6 protein-coding genes are annotated in these 5,555 nt (G+C 71.1%); 3 read left to right on the top strand and 3 right to left on the bottom strand.

All coding sequences use genetic code 11. The annotated features are described in order from the left end of the window. A partial coding sequence (locus tag EHS43_RS49050; protein ID WP_369009066.1) for a hypothetical protein occupies positions 1 to 204 on the bottom strand: 204 nt, incomplete at its 3' end. 91 nt (positions 205 to 295) lie between these two features. Here EHS43_RS49050 and EHS43_RS49045 point away from each other — a divergent pair. From EHS43_RS49045 to EHS43_RS35890, 3 genes are all read left to right on the top strand, one after another. Next, on the top strand, positions 296 to 556 hold the full coding sequence (locus EHS43_RS49045; RefSeq protein ID WP_007384221.1) for an SCO4848 family membrane protein: 261 nt from the start codon (positions 296 to 298) through the stop codon (positions 554 to 556). A 6-nt stretch (positions 557 to 562) separates the two neighbouring features. Then, positions 563 to 1,900 carry a metallophosphoesterase gene (locus EHS43_RS35895; RefSeq protein WP_125194798.1) on the top strand — a complete coding sequence of 446 codons (1,338 nt, stop codon included), beginning with the start codon at positions 563 to 565 and terminating at the stop codon, positions 1,898 to 1,900. A 197-nt stretch (positions 1,901 to 2,097) separates the two neighbouring features. Next, entirely contained in the window at positions 2,098 to 3,654 is a 1,557-nt protein-coding gene (locus EHS43_RS35890; RefSeq protein WP_125194797.1) for an ABC transporter substrate-binding protein, read from the top strand. Between the two features lie 137 nt (positions 3,655 to 3,791). Here EHS43_RS35890 and EHS43_RS35885 read toward each other — a convergent pair whose 3' ends face one another. Next, complete coding sequence (locus tag EHS43_RS35885) at positions 3,792 to 5,246, bottom strand: HAMP domain-containing sensor histidine kinase (protein ID WP_125194796.1); 1,455 nt, start codon at positions 5,244 to 5,246, stop codon at positions 3,792 to 3,794. Beyond that, the coding region (locus EHS43_RS35880; protein WP_148104170.1) for a winged helix-turn-helix domain-containing protein at positions 5,243 to 5,555 on the bottom strand (313 nt) is incomplete at its 5' end. The genes EHS43_RS35880 and EHS43_RS35885, both read right to left, overlap by 4 nt.

The raw sequence follows: 5,555 nt of genomic DNA, 5'->3' as shown, positions 1-5,555 counted from the left end.
TTCGTGGCCGTCCTGCCCGGCCGCCAGCAGCAGGGGTACCTGCCCGCTGGTGACCTCGGCGCGGTAGACCTTGACTTCGTTCGGATCAGGAGAACCGGCGCTCTGCGCGGCATGGGCGACGGGCGCGGTCAGCGCGAGGGAGGACAGGGCGGCGGAGGTGACCAGCAGGGTTCGCCCGGCGGTCTTCTTCAGGGGTGCGGACACGCTCAGGAACGTACATGCCGCGGACGGTGAACTCCCAGCGCCCCGGCCACCCCGGCCGCTGGACCGGGCGGCGGCCCGCGATACTGGACCCATGAAGCTCAGCCGCCCCGTCTCCTGGTTCCTGCTCGCCTTCGGGGTGTGGAGCTGGATCATCTGGATCACTTTCGTCAAGAACCTCGTCAAGGACGCCAGCGGGCTCGCGTTCGACGACGCGGGCGACCCGACGGGGTACTTCTGGGTGCACCTGCTGCTGGCCGTCGTCTCCTTCGTATTGGGGACGGTCGTCGGGCTCATCGGGTTGCGCGGAGTGCGTGCACTGCGCCGGAACTCACAGCCGACCCCGGAGAGTTAGCAGACCGTGGTCATCCTCTTCGCACTGCTCGCCCTGACCGTCCTCGTGACGGCCAACTGGTACCTGTGGCGTCGCCTGTTCCGCGACACCACCGGCGGCCCCGGCCGGGCCCGCCGCGCCGGCGCGGTGCTCATCGGGGGTGGCTGGGTCCTGGCGATCGCCGCCCTGGTCGCGGAGCGCACCGGCGCCCCCTTCTGGCTCCAGCGCGTGCTCGCCTGGCCCGGCTTCCTGTGGCTGGCACTGTCGATGTACCTGCTGCTCGCGGTCGTGGCGGGAGAACTCGTACGCCCCCTGCTGCTGCGTCTCCTCGCACGCCGGGACCGGCGCGGGGAGCCGGCCGTGGCCGCCGTGACGCATCCGGAGCGGGTGCCGGCGGGAGCGCCGGTCGCGAAGCCGGGCCTGGGTGGATCAGGGCACGAGGGGTCACGGCAGGGCGGATCAGCGTCCATGGGGCCGCAGCAGGGCGGACCGTCGTCCCGGGAGCCGCTCGAATCCGGGGCCTCCACCCCCGTGGCCGCGCCCTCCCGTCGCCTGTTCGTCTCCCGGGTCGTCGCCGGGGCCGCCGCCGCGGCCGCAGTGGGGACCGTCGGCCTCGGTACCTACGGCGTCCTGCGCGGGCCCGGGGTCAAGCGGGTCACCGTCCCGCTGGCGAAGCTCCCGCGCGCGGCGCACGGCTACCGGATCGCGGTGGTCAGCGACATCCACCTGAGCCCGGTGCTGGGCCGTGGTTTCGCCCAGAAGGTCGTCGACACCATCAACTCCACCAAGCCCGACCTGATCGCGGTGGTCGGCGACCTGGTCGACGGCAGTGTGAAGGACCTCGGCCCGGCGGCCGCCCCCCTGGCCGGGCTGGAGGCCCGGCACGGCTCGTTCTTCGTCACCGGCAACCACGAGTACTTCTCCGGGGCCGAGCAGTGGGTCGAGGAGGTACGGCGGCTCGGTCTGCGCCCGCTGGAGAACGACCGTACGGAACTGGCCTGGTTCGACCTCGCCGGGGTCAACGACATCGCGGGCGAGAGCGAGGGGCAGGGCCCCGACTTCGCCAAGGCCCTCGGCGACCGTGACCCGGCACGCGCGTGCGTGCTCCTCGCCCACCAGCCGGTCCAGATCCACGACGCGGTCGACCACGGCGTCGACCTCCAGCTCTCCGGCCACACGCACGGCGGTCAGCTCTGGCCCGGCAACCTCCTCGCCGAGGCCGCGAACCCGACGGTCGCCGGTCTGGAGCGCTACGGCGACACCCAGCTCTACGTCAGCCGCGGCGCCGGCGCCTGGGGTCCGCCCACGCGCGTGGGGGCCCCGTCGGACATCACGGTCATCGAACTGGCGTCGAAGCGGACCTGAACGGCGGCCGGGAGGATCCGCGCCGGAAAGAGGCTGTGAGAGCGCTGTGAAACATGGCCGAAACCCCTCGCGGTAACGTCTTGCCCAACTCGACAAATCCCTCTTCCCCCAGGTGAAACACCTGTGATTAGGTGATCCGCGCCACTAGGGGGTGGCATGTGCATTGGGACCCATAGGGGTCCGGGGAGGGCAAACCGATGCGATCGGTTCGCATGCGGATTCTCGCGACACTGCTCGTTCTGGGAGTCGTGGGAGTCGGCGGCTGGCAGTTGCTTCCGTCCGACGGGGAGACGGGCAGGGCGATCAAGGTGGGGACGACCGACGAGGTCACCTCACTCGATCCGGCCGGCGCCTACGACGCGGGTTCGTGGGCGCTGTTCAACAACGTGTTCCAATCACTGCTGGCCTTCGAGCCGGGCAATGTCACGCCCGTCCCGGACGCGGCCGAGAGCTGTGGCTTCGTGGGCAGTGATCTGCGCACGTACCGCTGTGTGCTGCGCGAGGGCCTGAAGTTCCCGAGCGACCGCGAGATGACCGCCAAGGACGTCAAGTACTCCTTCGACCGGGTCAAGAAGATCAACTCCGACGTCGGCCCGGCCGCCCTGCTGGACACCCTGGAGTCGGTCGGGGTCAGTGACCGGACCATCACCTTCCGGCTGTCCTCGCCCGACGCGACCTTCCCGTTCAAGGTGGCCACGGGAGCCGGCGCCATCGTCGACAGCACCAAGTACCCCGCCGCCTCCCTGCGCACCGGCGACGGCGTCGACGGCACCGGGCCGTACCACCTGACGTCCTACACCAAGGGGAAGAAGGCGGTCCTCGCTCCCAACGGCGACTACAAGGGCGAGATCAAGAGCACCGGCCGCCCGGTCGAACTCGACTACTACGGCGACTCCGACAAGCTGAACGCCGCCTGGAAGTCCAAGCAGCTCGACGTCGCCTACCGCCAGCTGCCGCCGGACGTCCTCGCCGGACTCAACCCGAGCGACCCCGGCCAGCGTGTCTCGGAGGCCGACAGCTCCGAGGTGCGCAACCTCTACCTCAACACCCGCGCGGGCAAGCCGCTGCACGACGTCAAGGTCCGTCAGGCCATGGCCTGGCTGATCAACCGCGAGCAGCTGGCCGCCTCGGTGTACGAGGGGACCGTCGACCCGCTCTACTCGCTGATCCCGACCGGCATCACCGGCCACACCACGTCGTTCTTCGACACCTACTCCGAGCCCAGCGTCAACAAGGCCCGCGCCCTGCTCACCGAGGCCGGCGTGACCACCCCGGTCAGCTTCACCTACGGCTACGGCCTGACCAGTGGATCCGCCGCCGCCGAGGCCAAGGAGATCAAGAAGCAGCTGGAGGCGAGCGGCCTGTTCAAGGTGACCCTCAAGGGCTACGAGTGGACCGACTTCCAGAAGCGCTGGGCCTCCGGGAAGCTGGACGCCTACGCGGTCGGCTGGGTGGCCGACTATCCCGACCCGGACACCTACGGCTCCCCGCTGGTCGGCACCGACGGCACCATGAACACCGGCTACAGCAGCCACGAGGTCGACCGTCTGATTCAGGACAGCCAGCGCTACGCCGACCGCAGCGAGGCCGAGCAGGACTTCCGCGACGTCCAGGCGTCGATCGCCCGCGACGTCCCGGTCATCCCTCTGTGGCAGGCCAAGGACTACGTCGTGACCAGCGAGGACGTCGGCGGCGGCCAGTACCTCTCGGACGGCACCGGGGTCTTCAGGCTCTGGCGCCTCAACTGGATCTGACCCCGAGCCCGACGCGGTCCTGCCGGTGTCGCACCCGGTGGAGGACATCGCCGCCGCGTGGGGATGTGAGCCGGGGCCGGCACGACAGGACCGCGTGGGCCCCGGTGACGGCCGGGTGAGCGGTCGCGGGCGTGGCCTCACTGCTCCGCGCACGCCCGCACCGGCAGGGTGACCGTCACCGCCAGTCCCTTGCCCGGGGCCGTCCGCACCGCCACCTCTCCGCAGTGCGCCCGGACCACGCCCTGCACGATCGCCAGACCGAGCCCGCTGCCCGCGCCTCCGCCGACCCGGAAGAACCGGTCGAAGACGCGCGCCGCGTCCTCCTCGCCGAGCCCCGGACCCTCGTCCGCGACACACAGCCTTACGACCCCGTCCTCGCGCTCCACCCCGAGCCGCACCGGCACATCGGCGGGCGTGTGCGTGCGCACGTTGCCCACCAGGTTGCCCAGGACCTGTCTGAGCCCCGACTCGTCGGCCCGCACCAGCAGGGAGCCCTCGGCCGCGACCTCGACGGGCCGGTCGGGCTGCTGCACCCGCAGGTCCTCGGCCGCGTCCCGCACCAGCCGGCTCAGATCGACGTTCCTGAAGCGCAGTTCGGGCTGCTGGTCCAGGCGGGCGAGGGTGAGCAGCTCGTCGACGAGCCGCCCCATCCGGTCGGTCTCCGCCAGGACCCGGGTCCAGGTCCGCTTGCGCTCGTCCGGGTCGGAGAGCATGCCCTTGTCGTACAGCTGGAGGTAGCCGCGTATCGCGGACAGCGGGGTGCGCAGCTCGTGCGAGGCGTCGGCGACGAAGCTGCGCAGCTGGGCCGCGCTGCGCTCGCGCGTGCGGTACGCCGACTCGACCTGGTGGAGCATGGAGTTCAGGGCGACCCGCAGCTGCTCGACCTCCAGGCTGGCCTCGCAGCTGGAGGGGATGCGCCGGGTCAGGTCGCCCTCGGCGATCGCCGACGAGGTCTCCACCATGTCCTCCAGCGGCCGCATCCGGCGCCGGACGCTGAACATCGTCAGACAGGCCAGCAGCGCGAGCAGCAGGGTGCCGATGGCGAGGTCGAGCTTGACGGCCTTCGCGACGCCCTGGTGCAGGACGTCGGTGGGCGCGGCGAGCAGGCCGTAACTGCCGTCGCCGAGCCGGGCCGCCGTGGCGCGGTAGGTGGAGCCCTCCAGGGTGACGTCGTGCGGTTCGGAGTCGGCGGCGAGGGCGCGCGGGTCGCCCACCGCCTTCGCCAGGCCCCGCTGGGCCTCGGTCGGATCGAAGCCGAGGATCCCGACCGGCTCGCCCCGGGCGTCGACGGCCGCGAAGACGGTCTCCGGCGAGCGCTCCTCGTCCTCGGGTGCGCGCATGAGCCGGTCACGGACGAAGCCCAGCATGCCCAGCGAGTCGATCTGCCGCAGGGTGAGCTGCGAACCCCCCAGCGAGTCCCGGGTCTTGATGAGCTCGGCGTCGATCTGGTCGAGCAGGTAGTACCGCATGCCCATCACGCTCACGGCGGTCGCCGCGATCATGCCGATCGCCAGCAGGGCCACGTTGGCCAGCGTCAGCTTGCCGCGCAGCGAGTGGACGCCCTGGCGGCGACGGAGCGGGCGCAGACTCATGCGAGCCCGTATCCGACGCCCCGCCGGGTGGTGATCACCGGCGGTCCCAGGGTGTCCAGCTTGCGCCGCAGATAGCTGATGTAGGTCTCGACGACGGTCGACTCGGGCGGAGTGTGCTCGTACTGCCAGACGTGGCGCAGGAGTTGCTCCTTGGGGACGATCCGGCCGCCGTTGCGCACAAGGAAGCGCAGCAGTGCGTACTCGGTGGGGGTGAGCTGGACCGTGCGGCCCTCGCGGTGCACCGAGTACGTCGTCTCGTCCAGCTCCAGGTCGCCGTAGCGCAGGGGCGGGCGCTGGGGCAGGACGTCG

It is taken from the genome of Streptomyces sp. RP5T (assembly GCF_003933965.1).
Classification (GTDB): Bacteria; Actinomycetota; Actinomycetes; order Streptomycetales; family Streptomycetaceae; genus Streptomyces.
This window is presented reverse-complemented; position numbering and strand designations above follow the sequence as displayed.